Annotated in this window: 1 rRNA gene; it reads right to left on the bottom strand. The window is 39.6% G+C overall.

Features of this window, described 5'->3' with window-relative positions:
* Positions 1-262: 262 nt before the first annotated feature.
* A 16S ribosomal RNA gene (locus tag AAEY78_RS12310) occupies positions 263-422 on the bottom strand; the annotation flags it as partial.

Below are 422 nucleotides of genomic sequence, written 5' to 3'. Positions count from 1 at the left end.
GTTTAACTTCGCCAGAAGTTAATATTGAATACTAAAGTAGATACCAATCAATAAACGAAACGTTCATTAAATGGCACTGAATGATACTGCTATCATTCTTTTTTACTTTTGAAAACTCTTGATAAATACAATGTATCTATCAGAATTTTATTATCAGCTTTTCCAAATTTTTAAAGAGCATATTAATTAGTTATCCCGAAGGACAAGCACTAATTAACAATCATCTGTGTGGACACTACGAACAAATAAGTTCTAAATCGTATAAGGAGGTGATCCAGCCCCAGGTTCCCCTAGGGCTACCTTGTTACGACTTCACCCCAGTCATGAATCACTCCGTGGTAAACGTCCTCCCGAGGGTTAGACTATCTACTTCTGGAGCAACCCACTCCCATGGTGTGACGGGCGGTGTGTACAAGGCCCGG

The organism is Psychrobacter sp. 16-MNA-CIBAN-0192, assembly GCF_040309565.1.
Classification (GTDB): domain Bacteria; phylum Pseudomonadota; class Gammaproteobacteria; order Pseudomonadales; family Moraxellaceae; genus Psychrobacter.
The sequence above is the reverse complement of the archived record's forward strand: the minus strand, read 5'-3'. Positions and strand labels throughout refer to the sequence as shown.